Below are 24,697 nucleotides of genomic sequence, written 5' to 3'. Positions count from 1 at the left end.
ACCCCGAGGAGACTCCCATGCTTGAAGGATTCGTACCCTTTCCCCCCGAGTTCGCTGCGCGCTACCGCGCCAAAGGCTACTGGCAGGACCGCTCGCTGGCGCAGGAATTCGCCGACGTGTTCCAGCGTTACGCCGAGCGCGTCGCACTGATCGACGGCGACACCGTCTACACCTACGCCGAACTGGATCGCGTCAGCACCAACCTCGCGCTCAACCTGCTCGAGCTCGGCCTGCAGCCGCTGGACCGTGTGGTGCCCACGCTGCCCAACGTGCACGAGTTTGTGGTGCTGTACTTCGCGCTGCAGAAGATCGGCTGCATCCCCATTGCGGCCCTGGTCACGCACCGCTACGCCGAGATCAGCCAGTTCGTGCAGCTGTCGGGCGCGACCACCTGCGTCTACCCCGAGGCCGCAGGCGACTTCGTCTTCGCGCCCGTGATTCAGCGTGTGCAGAACGAGAACCCGTCGCTGAAGTTCCGCATCGTGCTGGGCGAAGCCGGCGCCGGTGAAGTCTCGCTGCGCGAACTGATCCGCAAGCCCGCCACGCTTCCGGCCTCGCGTCTGGCCGACATCCGGATCGACCCGACCGACCCCTGCATCTTCCAGCTCTCGGGCGGCACCACCGGCATCCCCAAGCTGATCCCGCGCACGAACAACGACTACGCCTACAACTCCAAGGTGGCGGCCGAGGTGTGCGAGATCACGCCCGACTCGGTGCTGCTGCTGGTGCTGCCGATCGCCCACAACCTGCCGCTGGCCTGCCCGGGCATCCAGGGTTTCCTGTTCAAGGGCGCCAAGGTGGTCCTTCACGGCAACACGCGGCCGGCGGAGATGTTTGCGCTGATCGAGAAGCACAAGGTCACGCACCTCAAGGTCGTACCGGCGCTGCTGATCCGCCTGATCAACGACCCGGCAGTGGAGAACTTCAATCTGTCCAGCCTGAAGCTGATCCAGAGCGGTGGACAGCGCATGCAGCCCGAGGTGCGCGCGAAGACGCGCGCGCTGATCCCCGGTGTGTTCGTGCAGGAGAACTTCGGCATGTCCGAGGGCACGCTGATGTTCGTGCGCGCCAGCGATCCGGAAGAAGTGAAGCTGGAAACCTGCGGCCGCCCGGTCTGCGAAGACGACGAGGTGCTCCTGCTCGACGACGAGGGGCGCGAGGTGCCCGAGGGCGAGGTGGGCGAGTTCACGGTGCGCGGCCCGTACACGCTGCGCGGCTACTACGGCGTGCCTGAATACAACGCGCGACAGTTCACGCCCGAGGGCTTCTACCGCTCCGGCGACCTGATGCGCAAGCACCCCAGCGGCAACTACATCGTCGAGGGCCGCAAGAAGGACCTGATCAACCGCGGTGGCGAAAAGATCAGCGCCGAAGAAGTGGAGAACCTGATCCTCATGCACCCCGCGGTGCAGAACGTGGCCTGCGTGCCCATGCCCGACGCGGCCATGGGCGAAAAGATGTGCGCCTTCGTGATCCTCAAGCCCGGCCAGAAGCTGCACCTCAAGGAACTGGTGGGCTTCCTGCTGACCAAGGAAATCGCCAAGTTCAAGCTGCCCGAGCGGCTGGAAGTGCTGCCCGACTTCCCCGTCTCCACCTTCGGCAAGGTGTCCAAGAAGGCTCTGGGCGAACTCGTCGCCAGGAAGCTGCTGGACGAACAGGCCGCGGCCGCCCACTGACCCACATCACAAGAGACACACCATGCGCATCATCGACCTGCACTGCTACCCCGGCACCCCCACCTGGATCGAATCACAAGGCCCCTACCCGGCCGAACTGGCCCGCTACTGGAAGCGCGATTGGGTGGGCAAGAGCGAAGACGACGTGATCGCCGAGTTCACCGGCGCCGGCGTCGAGGCCTGCCTGGTCGCGCTCGACCTGGAGACCACCGTGGCCGCCCCGCCCTGCACCAACGAGTACGTGCATGGCATGTGGAAGCGCCACCCCCAGCGCGTGATCCAGTGCTGGGGCGCGGTGGAGCCGGCCAAGGGCGAGATCGCGATGATCCAGGCCCGCAAGGCCATCAAAGAGCTGGGCTTCATCGGCTTCCACTTCCACCCCATCATGCAGCACTTCGCCGTGAGCGACCGGCGCTACTACCCGCTGTTCGAAGAGATCAACGCCATGGGCGCGGCGGTGATGATCGACGTGGGCACAACCGGCATGGGCGCCGGCATGCCCGGCGGCAACGGTGCGCTGGTGCGCCACGCGCACCCCAAGCACATCGACCAACTCGCGGCCGACTTCCCTCAGCTCAAGATCATCATGGCCCACCCCGGCTGGCCCTGGGTCGACGAAACCACCGCCGTCGCGCTGCACAAGGGCAATGTGTACTGGGAGATGTCGGGCTGGGCGCCCAAGCACTTCCCGGGCAACCTCAAGGTCGACATCCGCGGCCGCCTGCAGGACAAGATCATGTTCGGCAGCGACTACCCCAGTCTGCCCTACGAACGCATCCTGCGCGAGTGGGACGAGCTGGGCTACAAGCCCGAGGTGATGGAGAAGATCATGCACGGCAACGCCGAGCGGGTGCTGGGCCTGTGAGCATGGACGCCTATCTCTGTGACGGCGTGCGCACGCCCATCGGGCGCTACGGTGGTGCGCTCTCGTCGGTGCGCACCGACGACCTGGGCACGATCCCGATCCGCGCGCTGATGGCGCGCCACCCGGACCTGGACCCGGCGCTGGTCGACGAGCTCTTCTACGGCTGCGTCAACCAGGCCGGCGAGGACAACCGCAACGTGGCGCGCATGAGCGCACTGCTGGCGGGCCTGCCGGTGGAGGTGCCGGCCGTGACGGTGAACCGGCTCTGCGGCTCGGGACTGGAAGCCGTGGCGCAGGCGGCGCGCGCGCTGCACGCGGGCCAGGCGCAGATCGCCATCGCGGGCGGTGTCGAGAGCATGAGCCGCGCGCCGCTGGTCATGCCCAAGCCCACGGCCGCGTTTTCGCGCCACGCCGAGATCCACGACTCCACCATCGGCTGGCGCTTCGTGAACCCGCGCATGGAAGCCCTGCATGGCACCGACGCCATGGGCGAGACGGCCGAGAACGTGGCGCAGGAACACGGCATCTCGCGCGCCGACCAGGACGCGTTTGCGCTGCGCAGCCAGCAGCGCGCTGCGGCCGCGAAGCGCTCGGGTGTGCTCGCTGAGGAAATCACACCGGTCGACGTGCCGGGCCGCAAAGGCGCGGTCACGCAGGTCACGGAGGACGAACACCCGCGCGCCGACACCACGGCCGAGAGCCTGGCCGCGCTCAAGCCCGCGTTCCGCAAAGACGGCAGCGTCACCGCCGGCAACTCGTCGGGCGTGAACGACGGCGCAGCGGCCCTGCTGCTGGCCAGCGAGGCGGCCGTGTCGCGGCACGGCCTGCGCCCGCTGGCGCGCATCGTGGGCTGCGCCAGCGCCGGCATCGCGCCGCGCGTCATGGGCTTCGGCCCGGTGCCCGCGGTGCACAAGCTGCTGGCACAGACCGGTCTGCGCATGCGCGACTTCGACGTGATCGAACTCAACGAAGCCTTCGCCGCGCAGGGCCTGGCCGTCACACGCGCACTGGGTCTGCCCGACGACGCACCGCACGTCAACCCCAACGGCGGTGCCATTGCCTTCGGCCATCCGCTGGGCATGAGCGGCGCTCGACTGGTGCTCACCGCCGCGCGCCAGTTGCAACGCACTGGCGGTCGCTATGGCCTGATCACCATGTGCGTGGGCGTGGGCCAGGGCGTGGCCCTGGTGATCGAACACCTCGGAGAACCCGCATGACCGCTCCCCTGCTCATCACCCGCCGCCAGCACATCGCCCTCATCACCCTCAACCGCCCCGACACGCGCAACGCGCTCAGCGGCGAGGCCATGTTCTCGGCCTTCGAGTCGCTGGTCGACGAACTCAACGCCGACCTCTCGGTGCGCGCCGCCGTGCTCACCGGCGCCGGCACGGCCTTCTGCTCGGGCGGCAACGTGGCCGAGATGCGCGACCGCACCGGCATGTTCGCCGGCTCGCCCGAGGAAATCACCGAGCGCTACCGCCAGGGCATCCAGCGCATCCCGCGCGCGCTGGCGCGGCTGCAGGTGCCGCTGATCGCAGCGGTGAACGGACCGGCCATCGGCGCGGGCAACGACCTGGCCTGCATGTGCGACCTGCGCATCGCGTCGAGCACCGCGCGCTTCGCCGAGAGCTTCGTCAAGGTCGGCATCATCCCGGGCGACGGCGGCTGCTGGCTGCTGCCGCGCGTGGTCGGCCATGCCAAGGCGGCCGAATTGGCACTGACCGGCGACACCATCGACGCCGAAGAAGCCCTGCGCATCGGCCTGGTCTCGCGCGTGGTGTCGCCCGACGAGCTGCTGCCCGAAGCGCTGAAGCTGGCCGGTCGCATCGCCGCCAACCCGCCGCAGGTGTTGCGATGGACCAAGCAGCTGCTGCAGCAGGCGCGCACCGGCACGCTGGACGAGGCCCTGGACGCCGCGGGTCGGCTGCAGGGCCTGGCTCACCACACGGCCGACCACGCCGAAGCGGTGGCGGCGTTCTTCGAAAAGCGTGCGCCGGTGTTCAGCGGAGGCGCCGCATGAACGCCGCCGGGCCGCTCCCAAGGCGTTCAGCCCCGCAGTGCGCAGCACGGAGGGTTGCCCAATGAGCGAGGTGCTGATCGAAGAGCGACCCGCCGACGGCGTGGTGCTGCTGCGCATCCACCGGCCCGAGGTGCTCAACGCGCTCAACCTCGAGCTGCGCCGAGCGCTGGCCGAGGCCTTCCGCCGGCTCGACGCCGACCCCGCGGTGCGCGTGGTGGTGCTGGCCGGCGGCCCCCGGGCCTTCTGCGCCGGCGCCGATCTGGGCGAGTACGTGGACGCCACGCCCATCGACCTGCTGCAGCGCCGGCACGACCTGCTGTGGGGCGCCATAGCGGCGTGCAAGAAGCCCGTGATCGCAGCGGTGCGCGGTCACGCGCTGGGCGGTGGCTGCGAACTCGCGCTGCACGCCGACCTGATCCTGGCCGGGCGCAGTGCGCGTTTCGGTCAGCCCGAAGTGAAGGTCGGCATCATGCCCGGCGGTGGCGCCACGCAACGGCTCACGCGGGCCCTGGGCAAACACGGCGCGATGAAGCTGCTGCTGCTGGGCGACCCCATCGACGCCGACACAGCGGCGCGCATTGGCCTGGTGGCCGAGGTGCTGGACGACGAGGCGGTGGAGTCCCGCGCGCTGGCGCTGGCGCAGCAGCTGTGCGAGCTGCCGGCCGTCGCGCTTCGGCTGATCAAGGAATCGGTGCTGATGGCGATGGAAACGCCGCTGTCGGCCGGCCTGGAGTATGAGCGCAACGCCTTCCAGACCGCCTTCGCCAGCCCCGACAAGCACGAGGGCATGCGCGCCCGGCTGGACAAGCGGCCGGCACGGTTTGGCTGACGGTCGAGGCGCCTGGCCGCCGCGACACCGGCGGCGCAGATGAGCTCGTCCTCGTCCACCACGGCCATGCCCATGGGTTAGAAGCCCTGTTCGCGCGAGCGGACCAGCGCGCCAGCGATGATGCGCTGGGCCTGCTCCAGTGTGAGCAACGCCATTCAGTCCTCCGGGGTGAAGCCGGTGGTCTTGACCACCCGTTGCCAGAAGGCGTGATTCTCTTTCACCGTCGCCGCGAATGGTTCCGGTGCCATCTTCATGACCTCCAGGCCCAGCTTGCCCAGCACCTCCCCCATGGCGGGTGTGTCCAGCGCAGCACCCACGGCGGCGTTCAGCGCCGCCACCTTGGCCGCGGGTGTGCCGGCGGGGCCGTACCAGCCCAGCCAGTCGACAAACGCCACTTCCTTGAAGCCCAGCTCGGTGAGCGTCGGAACATCGGGCAAAGCCTTCCAGCGCGTGGGCGCGGTCACGGCCAGCGCGCGCAGCTTGCCCGAGCGGATGTGCGGCAGCACCTCGCTCACCACGTTGAAGCTCACCGGAATCTGCCCACCCAGCAGGTCGTTGAGCAACGGCGCACCGCCCTTGTAGGGCACGGCGCGCAGGTCCACGCCGGCCTGTTTGCCCAGCAGGGCACCGGCCAGGTGCAGCGTGGAGCCCATGGCCGGTACGCCGTAGTTGGCCTGGCCGGCGTGGGCCTGTGCCCACTTGAGGTAGTCGGCGGCGGTGCGGATCTCGGCCGGCAGACCTGGTCCGGCGGTGAACACCGCCGTGTACGAGCACTGGCTGGCGATGGGCACGAAGTCGGACAGGGTGTCGTAGGGCAGCTTCTTGAACACGTGCGGGTGCAGCGTGATGGTGGAGCTGGGGCACTGCAGCAGATTGCCGCCATCGGGCGCCGAGCGCTTGACGAACTCGGCGGCAATGCGCCCGCCGGCCCCGGGTTTGCTGTCGTAGACGAAGTTCTGCGGGTACTTGCCGCGCATCTGCTCCAGCATCGGCCGGGTGACCTGGTCGCCCAGCCCGCCGGCCGGGAAACCGGACCACACAAACACGTTCGGGTTGCTCTGGGCCAGTGCCACCCAGCCGGTGGTGGCCAGACCACCGAAGGCGGCGCTGGCGCGCAAAAGGGTTCTGCGGTGCATGGTGTGTCTCCTCTTTGGGTTGGGTTCAGAACGGATAGTGGCGTGGCGTGGTCTGCACGGTGATCCAGCGCAGTTCGGTGAAGGCCTCGATACCGGCCTTGCCGCCGAAGCGGCCGTGGCCCGAGTCCTTCACACCGCCAAACGGCATCTGGGCTTCGTCGTGCACCGTGGGTCCGTTGACATGGCAGATGCCGGACTCGATGCGACGCGCGACCTCCAGCGCACGCGCCACATCGCGGCCGAACACGGCCGCCGACAGGCCATAGGGGTTGTCGTTGGCGCAGGCCACGGCGGCCTCCACACCGGCCACGCGCACCACCGGCTTGACCGGGCCGAAGCTCTCCTCGTGGTAGATGCGCATGTCGCGGGTCACATGGTCCAGCACGGTGGCCGGCATCAGCGTGTTCTCGGCCTTGCCGCCACACACCAGAGTGGCACCCTTGGCCAGTGCGTCGTCGATCAGCGCGTTGCAGCGTTCGACCGTGCCCCTGTCCACCACCGAACCCAGCACCACCGGCCCCTTGCGCGGATCGCCCAGCGGCAGGCCCACGGCACGGGCCGCGAGCTTGGCCACAAAGGTGTCGGCCACCCGCTCGTCGACCACCAGGCGCTCGGTGGACATGCAGATCTGTCCGGAGTTGGCGAAGGCGCCGAAGATGGCCCCGTCCACGGCGGCGTCCAGATCGGCGTCGTCGAGCACCAGGAGCGGCGCCTTGCCCCCCAGCTCCAGCACCACCGGCTTCAGGTGCTGGGCGCAGGTGACTGCCAGCAGGCGACCGACGCGCGTCGATCCGGTGAAGTTGACGCGGCGCACGGCCGGGTGGGCCACCATGGCCTCCACCACCTCGGCCGCATCGGCGGGGGCGTTGGTGACGAAGTTGACCGCGCCCGGCGGCAGGCCGGCCGCCTGCAGCGCTTCGACGATCAGGCCGTGCGTCGCCGGGCACAGTTCGGAGCCCTTGAGCACCACCGTGTTGCCGCAGGCCAGCGGTGTGGCGATGGCCCGCACCGCCAGGATCACCGGCGCATTCCAGGGCGCAATGCCCAGCACCACACCCGCCGGCTGGCGCACCGCCATGGCCAGGCTGCCCGGCACATCGGAAGGGATCACCTCACCACTGACCTGGGTGGTGATGGCCGCCGCTTCCTGCAGCATGCCGGCCGCCAGGTGCACGTTGAAGCCGGCCCAGGGCGCTGCCGCACCGGTCTCGGCCGCCATGGTCTCGATGAAGCGCGGCGCCCGCGCCTCCAGCTCCGCGGCGGCCTTGAGCAACAGGGCACGGCGCGCGCCCGGCCCGAGGCGGGACCATTCACCAAAGGCGGCGGCCGCTGCGTCCACCGCGGCCCGGGCGTCCGCGGTGCTCGCGGCCGGCGCGCGCGTGGCCACGCTGCCGTCCAGCGGGTTGCGGCGCTCAAAGGTCTGGCCGCTGGCCGCGGCGACGCGCTCGCCCCCCACCAGCATCGTGATCTCGTTCATGCGTGGCTCCTTGTGCATTTCCACCCGCGAGAGCGAATGGAAGCCGTACTTGTTCATGCTGACAAACTGACCCACCGCAGGGTGCGGCAGGAACTTGGTGCGGCAGTCGAGCACGGCGGGCAAGCCCGACGCGATCGCGCGCTGCAGAGCGGCCGCCACATCGCCAGCGTGTGTGACGACCTCCCCGTGGCAACCGAAGCCCCGCGCGATGGCGGCGTAGTCGGTGTCCTCCAGGGCGGTGCCCATCTCGAAATTCATGCCCGCCTTCTGGCCCATGCGGATCACGCCCCAGGCCGCGTTGTTGTGCACGATGGTGATCACCGGCAAGCCATGGCGCCGCGCGGTGTCGAGCTCGTTGAGAGTGAAGCCGAAGGCACCGTCGCCGGTGATGTTGAAGACCGGCTGTCGGGGGAACTGGCTCTTGAGCGCGATCGCCGCCGGCAGGCCGAAGCCCAGGTGGCTCATGCCGGGCTCGTGAAAGCGGGTGCGCACCGCGCGCACCGGCGTGAAATCGTTGCTCCAGAAGGTGGTGTGTCCGCCGTCGTAGACCGCCAGCGCATCGTCCGGTAGCGCGTCGGCCACGGCCTTGGCCAGCGCCGCCGGGTGCATGGTCTCTTCCGTGTCGGCCGCCATCAGCGCGAGCTTGTGTTCGTAGCGCCGGCGCACTGCCCGCACCTCGGCCAGCCATTCGCCACCGGGCGGCGGGGCGTCCTCCAGAGCCGCCAGCAGGTCGCGCAGGGCCTCGCCGGCATCGGCCTGCATGCCCACCTCGTGCACCACGGCCTGGCCCAGCGCCGAGGGGTCGATGTTGATGTTGATCACCCGGTGGTGTCGCCGCGCCAGCGCGCCGCGCTCGTCCCACATCCACGACGACCAGCGGCAGCCCACGCTGAGCACCACATCGGCCCGTTCGAAGGCGTGGCGCACCGCATCGCCCGCGATGATGCCGCCGTGGCCGATGAAGTGCGGGCTGTCGCTCGGCACCAGGCCCAGCGCCATCTGGGTCGGCAGCACGGGCGCGTTCAGCCGTTGCGCCAGCGTGCGCACCTCGGCCACCGCACCCGCCGCCACCACGCCGCCACCGCCCACGATCAGCGGCCGGCGAGCCGCGCGCAACAGCGCCACGGCCGCAGCCACCGAGCGCGCGCTCGGCCGCGGCGGTTCGGTCACGCGGTAGCGCGCGGGCGGCAGTTCGAACTCGTCGGCGGCAAACACTTGCACCTCGCCCAGCACGTCCTGCGGGATGTCCAGGTGCACCGGGCCGGGCCGGCCACTCAAGGCCTCGCGGATCGCACGGCGCGCCAGTTCCGGCATGCGGCGCGCGTCGTTCACCACCGCATTCCATTTGGTCAGCGGCGCGGTGACGGCCCGCGTGTCGAGGTCCATGAACACGCCCACGTGCGGGTAGGACGCGGCGCGGTGCTGGTTGGTGGTGATGGCCAGCAGGGGCAGGTGGTTGTTCAGCGCCACGCCCAGGCCCGACGCCAGATTCAGACCGCCCGGGCCGAGTTCGCCCACCGCCACCGCCAGCCGGCCGGTGCCGGCGTGCACCGCGGCGGCCATCATGGGACCCGCGGCCTCGTGGCGCACCCCGATGAAGCGGATGCGCGGCTCGCGGCTGAGCGCATGGAACAGCGGCGAGAGCTTGCCGCCCACGATGCCGAACACCGTGTCGACGCCTTCGGCCAGCAGCACCTGCACCAGCGCCTGCGCGCCGGTCAGTCGCAGTGGCGCCGCGCGCGTCGATGCGGGGACAGGTACAGAGGGGTCGGGCATTCGGGTCATGGGTCGGACAGGACAGCAGGTGGAGCGCGATGGTGCGCGTTTTCCCGCGGTGCGGCGATGGACGATTCGGCGCATGCTTGTACTTTTCCGGCACCTCCTGACGCCCATACCGATGAAGCCTGCACCGCTGCTGCTGGTTCCCTTCAAGGAAATCCGCCACGACCAACCCGACGACTGCCTGCACTACGAATCGGTGGCCGTGCGCGGCCAGGAGATGGACTGGACCATTCCGGCACACCGCCACGAGGGTCTGCACCAGTTCCAGTTCCTGCGCCGGGGCAGCGTGCGCGGCACCATCGACGGGCGTGAGTTCGAGGTGTCGGCACCCGCGCTGCTGATGCTGGCGCCGGGCTCGGTGCACGGCTTTGCGTACACGCGCGACACCGAAGGCCATCAGGTGACCGTGCCCACGGGCACGCTGCGCGAACTGCTCGCCGATGCGCAGTTCCTCGGCACCGAACTGAAGGCCTCGTTCGTGCTGCCGGCGCTCGACAGCGCCCAGGCGCAGGAGTGCCAGGACCTGTTCCAGCGCATCGCCACCGAGTTCCGGCAGCAGCGCCCGGGGCGCGTGCATGCGCTGCTGGCCTGTGCCACGCTGCTGGCCGTGCTGTTCGTCCGCGGGCATGGCGAGGCCTTTGACCGGGCGCGCCCGCAAGGCGCGCGCGACACGCTGGTGCAGCGCTACCTGGCCCTGGTGGAACAGCACTACCGCCAGCACCAGCCGCTGGGCTTCTACGCCGAGACGCTGTCGGTGACGCCCGATCATCTCAGCCGCAGCTGCCGTGCGGTGCTCGGGCAGTCGGCGCTGGACCTGCTCAACGAACGCCGCATGCTCGAAGCCCGCCGCCTGCTGGCCTACACCTCCCAGAGCGTGGCCGAGGTGGCGCAGCAACTGGGCTACGACGACCCGGCCTACTTCAGCAAGTTCTTCCAGCGCAGCACCGGCAATGCGCCGTCGGCCTACCGGGCCCTGGTGGCCCAGGGCGTGCGCGTGCGCTGAACGCAGACCCTGGGCATCCAGCCGGAATGAGCCCGTCGGACTGACCCGCTCGGCTCAGAACACCTCGGTGTCCACCTCGCTGTTGGCCTGCGCGTTGTAGCGGTCGCCGTGCACCGTGTGCTGGTTGATCAGCGCATTCAGTCGCGCGATCACGTCCGCCGACAGCACCACATTGACTGCGCCGAGGTCGTCCATCAGGTGCTCCACGCTGGTGGTGCCGGGGATGGGCAGGATGTCCTGGCCCTGGTGCAGCAGCCAGGCAATCGCCAGTTGCGACGGCGTGCAGCCGACCTCGGCTGCGATGGCGTTGTAGGCCGGCAGCAGGGCCTGGTTCTTCGCGTAGTTCTCGGGCGAGAAGCGCGGCATGCTGCGGCGGATGTCCTTGGCGTCGAAGGCGCTCACGTCCATCGGGCCGCACAGGAAGCCGCGCGCCACCGGGCTGAAGGCCACGAAGCTCACGCCCAGTTCGCGGCAGGCCTGCAGCACCGCAATCTCTGGGTTGCGCGACCACAGCGAGTACTCGGTCTGCAGCGCCGCGATGGGGTGCACCGCGTGCGCCTTGCGCAGCGTCGGCGCCGACACCTCGGACAGACCGATGCTGCGGATCTTGCCTTCGCGCACCAGATCGGCCAGCGCGCCCACGCTGTCTTCGATGGGTACCTTCTTGTCCCAGCGGTGCAGGTAGTAGAGGTCGATCACATCGGTCTGCAGGCGGCGCAGCGCGTCTTCGCAGGTCGCCTTGATGGTCTCGGGCCGCCCGTCAATCACACGCACCTTCACGCCCTGCTCGTTGGGCACGCCCTGCATGCCGCACTTGCTGGCGAGCGTGAACTTCGAGCGGTGTTTCGAGAGGACTTTGCCCACCAGCGTTTCGCTGGTGCCGAAGCCGTAGAGTGCCGCGGTGTCGAAGTGCGTGACGCCCGCGTCCAGCGCGGCCAGCAGCACGCGCTCGGCCTGCTGTTCGGACACGGGCGCGCCGTAGGCGTGGCAGATGTTCATGCAGCCCAGTCCGATGGCAGAGACCGTGAAAGAACCGAGTTGGCGTTTTTGCATGGGTGGGCCTTCGAAAAAGAGGAAATCAGAGCACCTGCAGGTCGCGCACGAAGATGACTTCGCAGGCGCCGGCGCCGGTGTCGTTGCGGGTGAGCGAGCTGCGCCAGCGCCAGCCGTCACTGCCGCGTGCTTCGACCAGCCAGCCATCGATGCGCACCACCTGACCGGGGCGCACGTCCTTGAGGCGGCGCTCAATCGTGCCGTCGGCGGGAATCATGTGCATGTTGGCGCTGGACTGCTCGATCTCCTGACGCGGGATCGGGAACTCGTCGACGCGCCAGTAGTAGAAGCGGCCAGTCTGGCTGATCTTCACCTTGTCGAGCACCGCACTGTCCGACATCGGCCCCCAGCCCAGGGCCAGGTCGACCGGGGAGAGCTCGGCCTCGCGGTCGCTGCGGTAGGTCTCGCTGGCCAGCACGCGGGCCTCGATGGTGAAGTCCTGCAGCGGTTGCAGGGTGTAGCCCTTGAAGGCAAAGACGTCCGAACTGGTGTCGCCCTGCCGCGGCTCCGCGGCAGCGACCACACCCGGGCCGGTGCTCACCGGCCGGTTCTGCAGGTGCTGCCAGAGACCGAAACCGATCAGGGCAGCGAAGGCGAGGGTTTTCCAGTTCATGCCTTGTTGTCGGCCTCGTCCGGCACGTCGGGCACCGCACGCAGGAAACGGTCGAAGTCTTCGCGACGACCCCGAGAGGCCTCCTGGCGCAGGTAGTCCACCGTGAGCACCGAGGCCAGCTTCTCGCCGGCTGCACTGGCGATGAACTGGTTCACCGACACGCCATCGCGCGCCGCCAGTTCACGGATCTTGGCGTGCAAGGAGTTCGGCAGGCGGATGGTCAGGGCGGTCATGGCGTGCTCCTCAAGAGGGCGAGAAATTCGGCGGGGGTGACAGGCTGAACCCCGAGCTGAGTGATTTTCTGGAAATCACGCAGGTTGTGCGTGACGAGATAGCGACTGCCCGAGGCCACCGCGCACTCCAGAACCATGTCGTCGTCCGGGTCGCGCAGAAACGGTCGCCACAGGTAATAGACATCCTGCAAATGGGCCACGGAAGCCAGGTAGCGCAGGAAACCCTGCGCATCCTCCGGCCCCATGCCCGGCGGCAGGTGCTCGGGCCGGGTCATCACGTCCTGCCACTCGGTGTACAGCGCCACGCTCAGCGCGATCTGGAACCGAGCATCGGGCAAAAGGGATAGCAACTCGAAACTGGCACCGCGCCGCGAACGCGCCGCGGCGACCAGCACATTGGTGTCCAAAACGATCTTCATGGTTACGCCAGCATACCCAAAAACTGCTCAGGTTGACCAGAAAACATCAAAACAACACAATACAACCAAAACAAAGGAGTCCAAGTTGACCAATGCCACCCACCCGCTGTCGCGCGAACACATCCGCACCGCCTTTGGCCGCCTGATCCCGCGTTTGTCCGACGGCATGCGCCGACTGGCCGAAGCCCTTCTGGACCTCATCGGGGAAGACGGCTCGGCATCGGTGCAGCAACTGCACGCTCGCCTCTTCCCCGCCACCGACAACACCAAATCGGCCAGCGCCCAACTCAACAATGTGCTCAAGGCAATCACGGCTGCCGCACAAGCCAGCGGCCTTGTGCTGAGCCACCAGTTCGAAGGCTCCAAGCAAGGGGGCATTGCAGGTCGAAAGCTGCGTTTCCTCGGCCCCCCTCCGCTGCTGGTCGCAGAAACAGAAACGCTCAGCGCCATCGCCGATGCTCAGCGAATCAACGACCAGCAGGGTGATCCTCTGATGCAGGAGCACAAGGTGGTGCTCCTTACGTTCAACGAACATGAGTTCAACGCAGTCCGCCGCACCTTTTGGCTCGACACCCAAAGCTTGCCTACGGCGCTGTCGTATCCGCTCAAAGACCGGCCACCCGTGTCGGTGGACGTGCTGGGCAGCTTCGGCAACATCCGCCTGTTTCATCACCATAGCCGCCAGGGCAACCGCGAATCACAGCGCGCCGCTGCAGACATCCAAGCAGCCCTGCAACCGCGCGCCATCGTGGCCGTAGGGATCGCCTTTGGTACCGAAGAGGGCAAGCGAGCCGTGGCGGACGTGTTGGTATCGAAGTTCTTGGTCGACTACGAGCTGGGCAAAGTCCACAGCGACGGAACCCTTTCATTGCGCGGCCCCCGCCCGCCCGCTTCGCGCACTTGGGTGCGTGCGCTGGAACAGCTAGATATTCGACAGAACGCAAGCACGGCCAGAACCACCTGGCCCAGGTTGCACTTCGGCGGCTTGCTCAGCGGCGAAAAGCTGGTGGACAACATCGACTACCGCAACCGCTTGCTGCAGCTGGCCCAACAGGACGACATCGTCGGCGGAGAGATGGAAGCCGCCGGCTTGTTCACCGCACTGGATGGCACCCGTACCGAATGGGTGGTGGTCAAGGCCATCTGCGACTGGGCCGACGGAAACAAAGGCCAGGACAAGGAGCGACGCCAACAACACGCCGCGGCCAATGCGGCACAGGTGGTGCATGCACTCATCACCAGCAGCTCGCTGTACCCCGACGCCATCGATTCCGAAGCAGCCTCCTCCGGCTTCAACGCCATGCAGCCGAACAGCCCCAAGCTCCCCTTTGACGCCAAACAACTGATGCGCCGCGCCCGCCTGAGCGAGGTGGACGACTGCGCCTTGCCCTACGAACCCAATTGGGGCTCCCAGGTCAGCCTAGACACCCTGGACGAAAACGCCCACAAGCTCACAGCAGCTTCGCCCCAGGAGGACACCGGGCTGGTGGCTTTTGACGACATCCTTCAATGGGTCAACGACCCCGACAGCCCGCCGCTGTACGCCCTGCTGGGCGAGTACGGCATGGGCAAGACCACCACCAGTCAGCGGGTGTTTGAACACCTGAGGGCGCAACACCTGCGCGGTGAACTGGCACGCCCCGCGCTGTACTTTGACCTGCGCAAGGTGGAGCGTCTAGTTCCTGCCAGCGACGTCTCGGCCGGCACCGTCCCCAGCCTGCAGGAGACTATTGAGGACTGCCTCAAGAACGGCTATGTGTCCGATGGCATGCACACGCCAGGTTATGCCGATGTGGTCAGCAGCATCGACCAGGGCGCAGTAGTGATCTTTGACGGTCTGGACGAAGTGCTCTCGCGCATCCAGGACAAACAGGGCTTGACCTTCACTGCCAACCTGCTGCGCGTACTGGCCGACGCCAAGGCCCGCCGCCCGGCCGACGCCAGCGTGCCCACCCCGAAGCTGCTGCTCTCATGCCGAACCCAGTTCTTCCGCAGCCTGCGCGAGCAGAACAATCACCTGACCGGCGAGCACCGTGGCGCCCAACCGGCCCGTCAATACCGCGCTCTGGTGCTGCGCCCGTTTACCGAGCAACAGATCAGGACATACCTGCAAGCAGCCTTGCCCGAAGCGAATATCGATCAGTTGATGCAACGCATCGCCTCGGTGCACAACCTCACCGATCTGAGCAAGCGCCCCTTCACCCTGAAACTGGTCAGCCGCTTCCTGCCGCAGATCGAACGCTGGCAGGCCGAGGGCCGCACCGTCACTGGCGCTACGCTCTATCGCGAAGTGGCCCGTGAGTGGCTGATCCGCGACAAGGAGAAGCAGAGCTTTCAGCCCGAAGACAAAGAGCGACTGGCCGCAGACCTCGCGGCACACCTCTGGCGGCAAAAGTTGCGAGGGCTTGACGCGCCAGCGCTGGAAGCCTGGCTGGGCGCCTGGCTGGCGCAACAACCAGCTGGCAGCGACTGCCTGACCAAGCCCCGCAACCTTTTGCAGCAAGACCTGCGAAACGCTACGTTTCTGCGCCGCATTGACGACGAGAGGACCAGCCGCTTCGAGTTTTCACACAGCTCTTTGCAGGAGTTCTTCTTAGCAGAGCATCTTGCCCAGCAGGTCCTGCGCTGCGTCGACCACACGGACGACTCGGCCCTAGTGGACGGGTACTTTGCGGCTTGGGTAGGCCCCACGCCGAGCGACGAAACACTGGACTTCCTGACTCAGATCCTGAGCGAGCATGCAAGTAGCACGGCGGTGGTTGCCGTGCTCAACCGCTGGCGAAAAGCTTACCGTGCGCAAGCCTCCGAGCTGCTGCTGCGCTACGCGCTAAAGGCACCCTCTACCGCCCCGACTCCGCTGCTGGCAGGTTTTGACCTGCGAGGAGCACAGCTCAGAAACTGGACGTTCGATGGTCAGCCATCTGGTAAGACTACGGGGACACCTCTGCTTATGCAGGGTTGCCTTCTGCAAGGAGCTGACTTACGGGGCACATGCTTCCGAAAAGTCCGGCTCGAAGGCACTGATTTCTCAGGAGTCCGACTCGCACAGGCATCTTTTGATAGCTGCAACCTCCAGCGAACTCTCTGGAACAAGGCCTCACTGGTAGGTACTGTGTTTCGAGACTGCAACCTGTCAGAAAGCCAGCTGTACGGGGCCAACGCCTACCGCGCACAACATGCAGGTTGCAAAGGCATACCTGCCTATCTGAACCAGTCGACATCTCTTGCCTGGCTAACGACACCCAGCTATTCGGTTCAAGCGGAACAGCGAAGTACCTTGACATGGTTTCCGGGACAGGCGGAAACAGCGAGTGCCTTGGCCTTCTCCCCTGACGGCAAGCGCATAGCCTCCGCACCCTTCCGGAGCCCCACCCTGTGTCTTTGGGACACGGAGACCGGTGAGCAGCTGCTAAGGCTGAGGAGTTTCTATGGCTGGTTCAACGCCGTTGTCTTTTCTCCTGACGGAACGCAGATCGGCTCCTATTCACATGACCTCACCGCACACCCGTCGAAATCTGGCACGTTGTGTCTTTGGGACGCGGCCTCAGGCGAACAGCTTCTGTCCGTCTCTGGTCTTCATGGAGGGCTGGTCACCCTAGTCTTCTCTCCCGATGGCATGCGCATCGCCGCTTCAAACAGCGACCAAGGCGTGTTTGTTTGGAGTACCGCATCAGGTGAACAGCTACTCAACTTCAGACCGACTCAGGGCAAGGTTGCCTCGGTGGCATTTGCGCCTGATGGAAGACTCGTTGCTACGGTCGCAACGGAAGGCATGCCGCATTTGTTGGATGTAGCGTCTGGCGAACAGCTGGTCTCCCTTCAGGACACCACAGGCAAGGTCGGATGCTTGGTCTTGTCATGCGACGCAAAGCGCATAGCTGTATCGCAGCAAGGCTCGTTGAGCGTATGGGACTCAACCACTGGCGATCAATTGCTCAGCCTTCAGGGTCACAAAGACAGGTTCAGCTCCGTAGTGTTTTCTCCCGACGGCTCGCTCATCGTATCCACCTCAATTGAACGAAGGACGGTGAGCGTGTGGGATGCAGCTACTGGGGAAGAGCTGCTGGTATTTCGGGGCCACCAGGGAGAACTTAACGCTGTCGCTATTTCTCCAGACAGCAGGCAGATTGCCTCTGCCTCGCACGAAGGTGCCACCTATCTTTGGAACGCAACCTCTGGCGAACAACTGCTAAGCCTTCCGCTCCAGCAGGGAGGTATGAATGCCGTTGCCTTTGCTCCAGACGGTAGAAACATCGCCGCCGCGTCTCAAGATGGGACGGTATACCTTTGGAATGTTAAGTCTGGCAAGCAGCCAACCAGCTTCGTTGGCCACCAAGGCTGCGTTAACTCGGTGAAATTCTCTCCAGACGGTTCACGAATCGCATCAGCAGCTAACGACCATACTGTGCGTATTTGGGACACCTCATCCGCAGCGCATCTGTTGTGCCTAAAGGATCACCCGGGCGATGTCAGGTCAGTGGCCTTTTCCCCTGACGGTAAACGAATCGCATCAGTCAGCAACCAAGTTGGTTTCTTTTGGGATGCCACCACAGGGGAACGTCAGCATGGGGCTTTGGCTCTAGGCAGAGTCCTATCGATGGCCATTTCTCCTTGCGGCACTCTTGTTTCTGCAAGCCTATGCATCATGGACTATCCCTTGAACATCCTTGACACCGCCACAGGCGAGCTGCTACGTAGTCTCCCAATTCAAATCGACTGGAACACAATTCCTAGCGGACTGGGTCAGATCCAGTGTGCAGTGTTTTCTCCCGATAGCCTGCGAATAGCCACCGGCGGAAGGAACGGAAACCTGGCCATATGGGATGTCACCACCGGTGAAAGGCTGCTCCTAATCAAAGGACACCTGGGCGGTGTGAACTCTGTTGCGTACTGTGGACAGGGCTCACGAATCGCCTCAGCCTCTGACGACAGCACTGTGCGCCTGTGGGACGCGATTTCTGGCCAGCAGCTTCTGGCTCTTCAGGGGCATCTGGGCAGGGTTAGCTCTGTAGTCTTCTCCCCAGACGGAAACCTCATTGCCTCTGCATCCCACGATGGCACGGTATGCCTATGGGATGCGAACACAGGTGCGTGTGTACGCTGCTATTGGGCCCAAACCAGCACGAATGGCTTGAGCGGGCACGCTGTTTGGTCCCCGCCCGGGGCTGAACCAGAACACCCAGAGGGCCGCGTTATCAGCGCCAGCGGTGACGCCTGGCGCCTCTTAGGCTGGCAGGTGTGGGACCACCCCAGCGCACCGGGGCAATGGACCCGCTTGCCACTGGGGCCCTACCCCAGCAAAGCAGCCGTTGCGGCCTGATCAGCCCGCCAGCTGTTGCTCCAGCTGGTGCAGCACCTGGTAGCAGTTGAACACCTTGCCCACGCTGGAGTTCGGCTCGCGGCCTTCCTTGATCGCGGCGAAGAACTCGCGATCTTGCAGCTCGATGCCGTTCATGGACACGGCCACCTTGGACACGTCGATCTTTTCTTCCTTGCCGGTGAACAGGTCGTCGTAGCGCGCGATGTAGGTCGCGGTGTCGCCGATATAGCGGAAGAAGGTGCCCAGCGGGCCGTCGTTGTTGAAGGACAGCGAGAGCGTGCAGATGGCGCCGTTGGCGGCCTTGAGCTGGATGCTCATGTCCATGGCGATGCCCAGCACCGGGTGGATCGGGCCCTGGATGGCATTGGCCTGAACGATAGGGCTGTTGCACTGGTAGGCGAACAGGTCCACGGTGTGGGCGGCGTGGTGCCACAGCAGGTGGTCGGTCCAGCTGCGGGCCTGGCCCAGCGCGTTGGTGTTGGTGCGGCGGAAGAAGTAGGTCTGCACATCCATCTGCTGGATGTTGAATTCACCGGCCTGGATCTTGTTGTGCACGTACTGGTGGCTGGGGTTGAAGCGGCGGGTGTGGCCGCACATGGCCACCAGGCCGGTCTGCTTCTGCAGGGCCACCACTTCTTCGGCGCCCTTGAGGCTGTCGGCCAGGGGAATCTCCACCTGCACGTGCTTGCCAGCCTTCAGGCAGGCGATGGTCTGCTCGGCGTGCATCTGCGTGGGAGTGCACAGGATGACAGCGTCCAGCTCTTTGAGCGCCAGGCTGTCGGCCAGGTCGGTCGTGACATGGCCGATGCCGTACTTGTCAGCGACCTCCTTGGTCTTGTCCAGCTCACGGCCGATCAGCGAGATCACTTCAACGCCGTCGATGTTCTTGATGCCGTCCAGGTGCTTGACGCCGAAGGCGCCGGCGCCAGCGAGTGCGACTTTGATGGTCATGATGTGTTCCTTATGCGTTCTCGAGGATCAAATGGCCCACAGCCGTGTTGGACGCGGGCACATGGTAGAAGCGGTGCTTGACGATGGGCGCGGGCCCTTGCACCTTGCCGTCGACGATGTCGGACATGGCGCCGCGGGCGATCAGCCACATCACGAGTTCGATGCCCTCGCTGCCGGCTTCGCGCACGTAGTCGATGTGCGGCGTGTCGGCGCAGCCCACCGGGTCGGCAATCATCTTGTCGAGCCAGGCGTTGTCCCACTCGCGGTTGATCAGGCCGGCGCGCGCGCCCTGCAGCTGGTGGCTCATGCCACCCGTGCCCCAGATGTGCACATTGAGGTCTTCGTCGTAGCTCTCGACCGCCTTGCGGATGGCCTGGCCGAGCATGAAGCAACGCTTGCCCGAAGGCACCGGGTACTGCACCACGTTGACCGCGAACGGAATCACCGGGCAGGGCCAGGCGTCCTTCTTGGGGTCGAGCTCGCCGCACATCAGCGACAGCGGCACGGTCAGGCCGTGGTCCACGTCCATCTTGTTGACGATGGTGAGGTCGAAGTCCTGCTGGATCACGCTCTGCGCGATGTGCGAGGCCAGATCGGGGTGACCGATGACCTTGGGCACCGGACGCGGGCCCCAGCCTTCGTCGGCCGGCGTGAACTCGGCCGCGGTGCCGATGGCGAACGTGGGGATCATCTCCAGGCTGAAGGCCGTGGCGTGGTCGTTGTAGACGAGGAAGATGACGTCGGGCTTGTTGTCCTTCATCCACTGCTTGGAGTAGTCGTACCCCGCGAACAGCGGCTTCCAGTAGTCCTCTTTCGTCTTGCCCAGGTCCATGGCCGCGCCGATGGCGGGAACGTGCGAGGTGAAAACGGATGCGGTGATCTTTGCCATGGTCAAGCCTTCTTTCCTGCGGCGCCAGAACCCTGGGGCTGGCGGTGCGGCTGCGCATCACCGTCTTCGCCCAGGTAGCGGTTGCCTTCGACACTGCGGCCGCCGCTGATCATCATGTTGCGGTATTCCTCTTCGGTCATGCCGGTCATGGAGCCCGCCATCTGCTGGAAGCTCTTGCCGTCGGTGGCGCCGATCTTGGCGAGGAAGTAGATGTTGCCGCCCGTGCGCATGCACCAGTTGAGGTCACGGGCCAGCACGGCCTGCTTCTGCTCTTCGGTCATCGGCCACTGGTCGAGGTAGGCGCGTTCGTCGGCCTTGAACTTCTCGCGGTTCTCGGCCTTCATCAGGCTCATGCAGAACTGGTTGAGCCAGAAGCCTTTGCGCGATTGCTCGGCATCAAAAATGATGGTGCCGGGCACGTCCTTGTAGGGTTTGTCGAGTGCCATGTCAGACCTCCTCAGGCCAGTAGAGCTTCATGGGATTGGTCACGAGCAGCTTCTGCTGCAGTTCGGCCGTGGGCGCGATCTGCGGAATGAAGTCCACCAGCAGTCCGTCGTCCGGCATGTGGTCCTTGAGGTTGGGGTGCGGCCAGTCGGTGCCCCAGAGCACGCGGTCCGGGAATTCCTCGACCACCTTGCGCGCGAAGGGCACCACGTCCTGGTAGGCCGCCTGCTCGCCATTCAAAGCCTTGGGGCCGGTGACCGACAGACGCTCGGGGCAGCTGACCTTGCTCCACACGTTCGGATGCTCACGCATGAACTTCAGGAACAGCTCGAACTCGGGGCCGTCGATGGGCTTGCTCACGTCGGGGCGGCCCATGTGGTCCACCACCACGGTGGTGGGCAGCGCGGTGAAGAAGTCCCACAGCTCGGGCAGGTCCACCGCCTCGAAATAGATCACCACGTGCCAGCCGAGCTTGCCGATGCGCGCGGCAATCTCCATCAGCTCGTCCTTGGGCGTGAAGTCCACCAGGCGCTTGACGAAGTTGAAGCGCACGCCGCGCACACCGGCGGCGTGCAGCTGCTGCAGTTCTTCGTCCGTCACCGAGCGCTTGACCGTGGCCACGCCACGCGCCTTGCCGCCGCTGGACAGACAGGCGTCGACCATGGCGCGGTTGTCCGCGCCGTGGCAGGTGGCCTGCACCACCACGTTGCGGGCGAAGCCCAGGTGGTCGCGCAACGCGTACAGCTCGTGCTTGCTCGCGTCGCAGGGTGTGTACTTGCGCTCGGGCGCGTAGGGGAATTCGGCACCCGGGCCGAACACGTGGCAGTGGGCGTCCACAGCACCGGCAGGCAGCTGGAACTTGGGCTTGGACGGGCCGGTGTACCAGTCGAGCCAGCCTGCGGTCTTGGTGAAGTCACCGGAAACGGGTTTGCTCATGCTGTCTCCTCAATCGATGTACTTCAGGCCCTTGGCGGCCAGGGGTTCGCGCATCTTGTACATGTCCAGCCCCAGCACACCCGAGGCCAGCTTGGCGCGCTTCTCGCCTTCGAAGCTTTCGCGCTTCTGCGCCGCAGCCAGTGTTTCCACCGCGCGGGCGGCGGGCACGCAGACCACGCCGTCGTCGTCGGCCACGATCACGTCGCCCGGAGTCACCAGCATGCCGGCGCAGACCACGGGGATGTTCACCGAGCCCAGGGTTTCCTTGATGCAGCCCTTGCTGGAGATGCACTTGCTCCAGACCGGGAAGTTCATCTCGTTGAGCGTCTTGACGTCGCGCACACCGGCGTCGATGATCAGCGCGCGGGCGCCACGGGCCTGGAAGCTGGTGGCCAGCAGGTCGCCGAAGTAGCCGTCGGTGCACTCGGCGGTGATGGCCGCGACGACGATGTCGCCCGGCTGGATCTGCTCGGCCACGACGTGCATCATCCAGTTGTCGCCGGGGTGCAGCAGCACCGTCACGGCCGTGCCCGAGACCTGCACGCCGGTCTGGATCGGGCGCATGTAGGGCTTCAAAAGGCCGACGCGGCCCATGGCTTCGTGCACCGTGGCCGAGCCCAGCGCGGCCAGGCCGTCGGCGGCTGCACGGTCGGCGCGCTTGATGTTGCGGTAGACAACGCCCAGTTCGTACATGTTCTTTCTCCTCGGGTTCTGTGATGGGTTACTTGCCGGCGGCCTTCAGGCGGGCGTCCAGGCGCGGGAATACGCGGCGCGCGTTGCCTTCGTAGACCTGGTAGCGCTGCTCGTCGCTCAGGTTGCCGGTGGCCTGCACGTAGCGCTTGGTGTCGTCGTAGTAGTTGCCTGTCTCGGGGTCGATGCCGCGCACGGCACCGATCATCTCGGAGGCGAACAGGATGTTGCCGACCGGGATCACCTTGGTCAGCAGGTCGATGCCGGGCTGGTGGTACACGCAGGTGTCGAAAAACACGTTGTTCAGCAGGTGGTCCTTGAGCAGGGGCTTCTTCATCTCCTGCGCCAGGCCGCGGAATCGGCCCCAGTGGTAGGGCACCGCGCCGCCGCCGTGCGGGACGATGAACTTGAGCGTCGGGAAGTCCTTGAACAGGTCGCCCTGGATCAGCTGCATGAAGGCCGTGGTATCGGCGTTCAGGTAGTGCGCGCCGGTGGTGTGGAAGCAGGCGTTGCAGGACGTCGAGACGTGGATCATCGCGGGGATGTCGTACTCGACCATCTTTTCGTAGATGGGGTACCAGGACTTGTCGGTCAGCGGCGGGCTGGTCCAGTGGCCGCCCGAGGGATCGGGGTTGAGGTTGAGACCGACGTTGCCGTACTGCTCCACGCACTTGACCAGTTCGGGGATGCAGGTCGCGGGGTCCACGCCCGGGCTCTGCGGCAGCATGGCGGCCGGCACGAAGTGGTCGGGGAACAGCTGGCTCACGCGGTAGCAGAGCTCGTTGCAGATCGCGGCCCAGGTGGACGACACGTTGAAGTCGCCGATGTGGTGGGCCATGAAGCTGGCGCGCGGGCTGAAGATGGTGATGTCCGAGCCGCGCTCCTTCATGAGCCGGAGCTGGTTGGTCTCGATGGATTCGCGCAGCTCGTCGTCGCTGATCTTGAGGTCGGCGACCTTCGGCATGGCCGCCGGGTCCTTGATGCCGGCGATCTGCTGGTTGCGCCAGTTCTCCAGTGCCTTGGGGGCCGTGGTGTAGTGGCCGTGGCAGTCGATGATGAGGGGCTTTTGCAGGCTCATGCGCAGGTCTCCTGGGTGCTTTCGGTGGTGGCGCATTCTGGTTCGGCACTGTGAGCATCACAAGCGACATAACCCTCTACCAGATATCGCAAAAAATCATGAGACTACCCATCCATACCGGGATGCGATACCTGACAGATGCCTGAGCGACTGCCGCGCGGGAAACGACGCTGCTAGATTGGCCACACAACACCAACACTCTGGAGACACACCATGCACCGTACCCTGCCCCGCCGCCGGCTCTTCGGCCAGTGGACCGCCCTCGCTGCTCTCGGCGTGCTGTCCATCCTTCCCGTGGCCGCCCAGGCCCAGGCTTATCCCAGCCGCCCGATCCGCCTGGTCGTGCCCTTCACCCCCGGCGGCAGCACCGACATCCTGGCGCGCGCCATCGGCCTGGAGCTGGGCAAGGCCTGGAACGCCTCGGTGGTGGTGGAGAACGTGCCCGGCGCAGGCGGTGCCATCGGCGCCGACAAGGTCGCCAAGGCCGCACCGGACGGTTACACCCTGCTGATGGGCCACATCGGTACGCTGGCGGTGAACCCCAGTCTCTATCCCAAACTGCCCTACAACCCGCTCAAGGACTTCGCGCCGGTGGCCTGGGTGGCCAACGTGCCCAATGTGCTGGTGCTGCACCCCTCGACCAAGGCGGCGAACATGAAAGAGTTCGTGGCCTACGCCAAGGCCAACCCGGGCCGGCTGAACTACGGTTCGGGCGGCAACGGCAGCGCCGCCAACCTCGCCACCGAGTACCTGAAGATGCGCACCGGCATCTCGCTGGTGCACATCCCCTACCGCGGCACCGCACCCGCGGTGAACGATCTGGTGGCGGGCCAGACCCAGGTGCTGTTCACCGGCGTGCCCGCGGTCATCGCCCAGGTGCGCAGCGGCCAGCTCAAGGCGCTGGCCGTCTCGGGCAAGGCGCGCGTCGAGGCCCTGCCGGAAGTGCCCACGGTCAACGAAGCGCTGGACCTGAAGGACTTCGAGGCCGACCAGTGGTATGGCGTGGTCGCACCGGCCGGCACGCCCGCCGACATCGTGGCCAAACTGAACCAGGCGATCAACGCCGCGCTGAACTCGGCCGAGCTGAAGAAGCGCCTGGGCGCCGAGGGCGCGGTGGCCAACCCGACCACGCCCGAGGCCTTCGGCAAGTACATCGCGTCGGAAATCGAGCGCTGGAAACCCGTGATCACGTCCGGTCGGGTGAAGGTGGATTGACAACCGCCTGATTCCACATAACCCGATGCCAGCTATCGCAGAGTGAAATAATCAGGTCCTCACCGCGG

General features: G+C 66.1%; 20 protein-coding genes and 1 pseudogene. 8 read left to right on the top strand and 13 right to left on the bottom strand.

Translation table 11 applies throughout. The features are described from left to right. The first annotated feature begins 17 nt into the window (after window positions 1–17). The 5 genes from ACFOPI_RS06250 to ACFOPI_RS06230 all read left to right on the top strand — a co-directional run bounded on the left by ACFOPI_RS06250 (window position 18) and on the right by ACFOPI_RS06230 (window position 5,390). On the top strand, window positions 18–1,676 hold the full coding sequence (locus tag ACFOPI_RS06250; RefSeq protein ID WP_382172187.1) for a (2,3-dihydroxybenzoyl)adenylate synthase: 1,659 nt from the start codon (window positions 18–20) through the stop codon (window positions 1,674–1,676). Between the two features lie 22 nt (window positions 1,677–1,698). Continuing rightward, window positions 1,699–2,541, top strand: a complete 843-nt coding sequence (locus tag ACFOPI_RS06245) for an amidohydrolase family protein (protein WP_382172185.1) — start codon at window positions 1,699–1,701, stop codon at window positions 2,539–2,541. A 2-nt stretch (window positions 2,542–2,543) separates the two neighbouring features. Then, entirely contained in the window at window positions 2,544–3,758 is a 1,215-nt protein-coding gene (gene pcaF, locus ACFOPI_RS06240; protein WP_382172183.1) for a 3-oxoadipyl-CoA thiolase, read from the top strand. After that, a complete protein-coding gene (locus ACFOPI_RS06235) occupies window positions 3,755–4,561 on the top strand; it encodes a crotonase/enoyl-CoA hydratase family protein (protein WP_382172181.1) in 807 nt (268 codons plus the stop codon). The genes pcaF and ACFOPI_RS06235 overlap by 4 nt, the downstream gene beginning before the upstream one ends. A 61-nt stretch (window positions 4,562–4,622) precedes the next feature. Continuing rightward, window positions 4,623–5,390: an enoyl-CoA hydratase-related protein gene (locus tag ACFOPI_RS06230; protein ID WP_382172180.1), complete on the top strand. Its 768-nt coding sequence runs from the start codon at window positions 4,623–4,625 to the stop codon at window positions 5,388–5,390. Window positions 5,391–5,545: 155 nt separating this feature from the next. Here the strand turns inward: ACFOPI_RS06230 and ACFOPI_RS06225 are convergent, their stop codons facing one another. From ACFOPI_RS06225 to ACFOPI_RS06215, 3 genes and pseudogenes are all read right to left on the bottom strand, one after another. Then, on the bottom strand, window positions 5,546–6,526 hold the full coding sequence (locus ACFOPI_RS06225; RefSeq protein ID WP_382172178.1) for a Bug family tripartite tricarboxylate transporter substrate binding protein: 981 nt from the start codon (window positions 6,524–6,526) through the stop codon (window positions 5,546–5,548). A 25-nt stretch (window positions 6,527–6,551) separates the two neighbouring features. Beyond that, window positions 6,552–8,003 carry an aldehyde dehydrogenase gene (locus ACFOPI_RS06220; RefSeq protein WP_382173067.1) on the bottom strand — a complete coding sequence of 484 codons (1,452 nt, stop codon included), beginning with the start codon at window positions 8,001–8,003 and terminating at the stop codon, window positions 6,552–6,554. A 114-nt stretch (window positions 8,004–8,117) separates the two neighbouring features. Continuing rightward, window positions 8,118–9,779, bottom strand: a pseudogene (locus ACFOPI_RS06215) (thiamine pyrophosphate-binding protein); the annotation flags it as partial. A 121-nt stretch (window positions 9,780–9,900) separates the two neighbouring features. On the opposite strand from ACFOPI_RS06215, the gene ACFOPI_RS06210 reads away from it, so the two are divergent. After that, window positions 9,901–10,788 carry a helix-turn-helix domain-containing protein gene (locus ACFOPI_RS06210; protein WP_382172176.1) on the top strand — a complete coding sequence of 296 codons (888 nt, stop codon included), beginning with the start codon at window positions 9,901–9,903 and terminating at the stop codon, window positions 10,786–10,788. A 54-nt stretch (window positions 10,789–10,842) separates the two neighbouring features. Here ACFOPI_RS06210 and ACFOPI_RS06205 read toward each other — a convergent pair whose 3' ends face one another. The 4 genes from ACFOPI_RS06205 to ACFOPI_RS06190 are packed head-to-tail and all read right to left on the bottom strand — an operon-like array spanning window position 10,843 to window position 13,106. Next, window positions 10,843–11,841 carry an aldo/keto reductase gene (locus ACFOPI_RS06205; protein WP_382172174.1) on the bottom strand — a complete coding sequence of 333 codons (999 nt, stop codon included), beginning with the start codon at window positions 11,839–11,841 and terminating at the stop codon, window positions 10,843–10,845. 25 nt (window positions 11,842–11,866) lie between these two features. Further along, window positions 11,867–12,454, bottom strand: coding sequence for a hypothetical protein (locus ACFOPI_RS06200; RefSeq protein ID WP_382172172.1), 588 nt, complete (start codon window positions 12,452–12,454; stop codon window positions 11,867–11,869). Further along, on the bottom strand, window positions 12,451–12,687 hold the full coding sequence (locus tag ACFOPI_RS06195) for a YlcI/YnfO family protein (protein WP_382172170.1): 237 nt from the start codon (window positions 12,685–12,687) through the stop codon (window positions 12,451–12,453). Before ACFOPI_RS06195 ends, ACFOPI_RS06200 begins: the two co-directional genes overlap by 4 nt. Beyond that, a complete protein-coding gene (locus ACFOPI_RS06190; RefSeq protein ID WP_382172169.1) occupies window positions 12,684–13,106 on the bottom strand; it encodes a putative toxin-antitoxin system toxin component, PIN family in 423 nt (140 codons plus the stop codon). The genes ACFOPI_RS06195 and ACFOPI_RS06190 overlap by 4 nt, the downstream gene beginning before the upstream one ends. Window positions 13,107–13,191: 85 nt before the next feature. Between ACFOPI_RS06190 and ACFOPI_RS06185 the strand changes: the two genes are divergently transcribed. Then, entirely contained in the window at window positions 13,192–18,426 is a 5,235-nt protein-coding gene (locus tag ACFOPI_RS06185; RefSeq protein WP_382172167.1) for a WD40 domain-containing protein, read from the top strand. Here ACFOPI_RS06185 and ACFOPI_RS06180 read toward each other — a convergent pair whose 3' ends face one another. From ACFOPI_RS06180 to ACFOPI_RS06155, 6 genes are read right to left on the bottom strand one after another with little or no spacing between them, the layout of a single operon-like run. Further along, complete coding sequence (locus tag ACFOPI_RS06180) at window positions 18,427–19,377, bottom strand: Gfo/Idh/MocA family oxidoreductase (protein ID WP_382172165.1); 951 nt, start codon at window positions 19,375–19,377, stop codon at window positions 18,427–18,429. A gap of 10 nt (window positions 19,378–19,387) precedes the next feature. Further along, window positions 19,388–20,266 (bottom strand): class III extradiol dioxygenase subunit beta, encoded by an 879-nt coding sequence (locus tag ACFOPI_RS06175; RefSeq protein ID WP_382172163.1) that lies wholly within the window; start codon window positions 20,264–20,266, stop codon window positions 19,388–19,390. 2 nt (window positions 20,267–20,268) lie between these two features. After that, window positions 20,269–20,712 carry a protocatechuate 4,5-dioxygenase subunit alpha gene (gene ligA / locus ACFOPI_RS06170; RefSeq protein ID WP_382172161.1) on the bottom strand — a complete coding sequence of 148 codons (444 nt, stop codon included), beginning with the start codon at window positions 20,710–20,712 and terminating at the stop codon, window positions 20,269–20,271. Window position 20,713: 1 nt separating this feature from the next. Beyond that, window positions 20,714–21,646, bottom strand: a complete 933-nt coding sequence (locus tag ACFOPI_RS06165) for an amidohydrolase family protein (RefSeq protein WP_382172160.1) — start codon at window positions 21,644–21,646, stop codon at window positions 20,714–20,716. Between the two features lie 9 nt (window positions 21,647–21,655). Then, complete coding sequence (ligK, locus tag ACFOPI_RS06160; RefSeq protein ID WP_382172158.1) at window positions 21,656–22,339, bottom strand: 4-carboxy-4-hydroxy-2-oxoadipate aldolase/oxaloacetate decarboxylase; 684 nt, start codon at window positions 22,337–22,339, stop codon at window positions 21,656–21,658. A 28-nt stretch (window positions 22,340–22,367) separates the two neighbouring features. After that, window positions 22,368–23,414, bottom strand: coding sequence for an amidohydrolase family protein (locus tag ACFOPI_RS06155; protein ID WP_382172156.1), 1,047 nt, complete (start codon window positions 23,412–23,414; stop codon window positions 22,368–22,370). Between the two features lie 213 nt (window positions 23,415–23,627). On the opposite strand from ACFOPI_RS06155, the gene ACFOPI_RS06150 reads away from it, so the two are divergent. After that, entirely contained in the window at window positions 23,628–24,629 is a 1,002-nt protein-coding gene (locus ACFOPI_RS06150) for a Bug family tripartite tricarboxylate transporter substrate binding protein (RefSeq protein ID WP_382172155.1), read from the top strand. Window positions 24,630–24,697 lie beyond the last annotated feature (68 nt).

This window comes from Hydrogenophaga luteola, assembly GCF_042648585.1.
GTDB classification, from domain to species: Bacteria; Pseudomonadota; Gammaproteobacteria; order Burkholderiales; family Burkholderiaceae_C; genus Hydrogenophaga; species Hydrogenophaga luteola.
The sequence above is the reverse complement of the archived record's forward strand: the minus strand, read 5'-3'. Positions and strand labels throughout refer to the sequence as shown.

What these genes read in the sequence shown, in the direction of transcription:
- ACFOPI_RS06250 (WP_382172187.1), top strand. Translation starts at nt 18, where the DNA reads ATGCTTGAAGGATTCGTACCCTTTCCCCCCGAGTTCGCTGCGCGCTAC.
- ACFOPI_RS06245 (WP_382172185.1), top strand. Translation starts at nt 1,699, where the DNA reads ATGCGCATCATCGACCTGCACTGCTACCCCGGCACCCCCACCTGGATC.
- pcaF (WP_382172183.1), top strand. Translation starts at nt 2,544, where the DNA reads ATGGACGCCTATCTCTGTGACGGCGTGCGCACGCCCATCGGGCGCTAC.
- ACFOPI_RS06235 (WP_382172181.1), top strand. Translation starts at nt 3,755, where the DNA reads ATGACCGCTCCCCTGCTCATCACCCGCCGCCAGCACATCGCCCTCATC.
- ACFOPI_RS06230 (WP_382172180.1), top strand. Translation starts at nt 4,623, where the DNA reads ATGAGCGAGGTGCTGATCGAAGAGCGACCCGCCGACGGCGTGGTGCTG.
- ACFOPI_RS06225 (WP_382172178.1), bottom strand. Translation starts at nt 6,526, where the DNA reads ATGCACCGCAGAACCCTTTTGCGCGCCAGCGCCGCCTTCGGTGGTCTG.
- ACFOPI_RS06220 (WP_382173067.1), bottom strand. Translation starts at nt 8,003, where the DNA reads ATGAACGAGATCACGATGCTGGTGGGGGGCGAGCGCGTCGCCGCGGCC.
- ACFOPI_RS06210 (WP_382172176.1), top strand. Translation starts at nt 9,901, where the DNA reads ATGAAGCCTGCACCGCTGCTGCTGGTTCCCTTCAAGGAAATCCGCCAC.
- ACFOPI_RS06205 (WP_382172174.1), bottom strand. Translation starts at nt 11,841, where the DNA reads ATGCAAAAACGCCAACTCGGTTCTTTCACGGTCTCTGCCATCGGACTG.
- ACFOPI_RS06200 (WP_382172172.1), bottom strand. Translation starts at nt 12,454, where the DNA reads ATGAACTGGAAAACCCTCGCCTTCGCTGCCCTGATCGGTTTCGGTCTC.
- ACFOPI_RS06195 (WP_382172170.1), bottom strand. Translation starts at nt 12,687, where the DNA reads ATGACCGCCCTGACCATCCGCCTGCCGAACTCCTTGCACGCCAAGATC.
- ACFOPI_RS06190 (WP_382172169.1), bottom strand. Translation starts at nt 13,106, where the DNA reads ATGAAGATCGTTTTGGACACCAATGTGCTGGTCGCCGCGGCGCGTTCG.
- ACFOPI_RS06180 (WP_382172165.1), bottom strand. Translation starts at nt 19,377, where the DNA reads ATGACCATCAAAGTCGCACTCGCTGGCGCCGGCGCCTTCGGCGTCAAG.
- ACFOPI_RS06175 (WP_382172163.1), bottom strand. Translation starts at nt 20,266, where the DNA reads ATGGCAAAGATCACCGCATCCGTTTTCACCTCGCACGTTCCCGCCATC.
- ligA (WP_382172161.1), bottom strand. Translation starts at nt 20,712, where the DNA reads ATGGCACTCGACAAACCCTACAAGGACGTGCCCGGCACCATCATTTTT.
- ACFOPI_RS06165 (WP_382172160.1), bottom strand. Translation starts at nt 21,646, where the DNA reads ATGAGCAAACCCGTTTCCGGTGACTTCACCAAGACCGCAGGCTGGCTC.
- ligK (WP_382172158.1), bottom strand. Translation starts at nt 22,339, where the DNA reads ATGTACGAACTGGGCGTTGTCTACCGCAACATCAAGCGCGCCGACCGT.
- ACFOPI_RS06155 (WP_382172156.1), bottom strand. Translation starts at nt 23,414, where the DNA reads ATGAGCCTGCAAAAGCCCCTCATCATCGACTGCCACGGCCACTACACC.
- ACFOPI_RS06150 (WP_382172155.1), top strand. Translation starts at nt 23,628, where the DNA reads ATGCACCGTACCCTGCCCCGCCGCCGGCTCTTCGGCCAGTGGACCGCC.